The sequence below is a fragment of the Marinimicrobium sp. UBA4209 genome, from assembly GCF_002381585.1.
GTDB lineage: Bacteria > Pseudomonadota > Gammaproteobacteria > Pseudomonadales > Cellvibrionaceae > Marinimicrobium > Marinimicrobium koreense.
The window spans coordinates 1,308-1,582 of the sequence record NZ_DFTP01000062.1 but is presented as its reverse complement, the minus strand read 5'-3'; the positions used below and the strand labels follow the sequence as shown (position 1 = coordinate 1,582).

Sequence of the window (275 nt, the reverse complement as noted above, 5' to 3'; positions counted from 1 at the left end):
GCGCGCCAATATCAATCTGTTTTACCCGCCCGGTCAGATCGTCTCCGGTGAGGCGCCGGTGGATACCCGGATCCGCGCCGGAGGCTGTGTGCGTCCGGGCAGCGTGCAGCGCTCCCAGAGTGGCGATCTTGAGACCCGCTTCGACCTGACCGATGGCGTGGTGGACTTCACCGTGACCTATGGCGGTATCCTGCCGGATCTGTTCGCCGAGGGAGAAGCGGCGGTGGTCAACGGAACGCTGGGAGCGGATGGCGTTTTCCGGGCCACGGAAGTAC

1 protein-coding gene is annotated in these 275 nt (G+C 65.1%); it reads left to right on the top strand.

Features of this window, described 5'->3' with window-relative positions; all coding sequences use genetic code 11:
- The coding region (locus B3187_RS08905; RefSeq protein WP_286805859.1) for a cytochrome c maturation protein CcmE at positions 1 to 275 on the top strand (275 nt) is incomplete at both ends.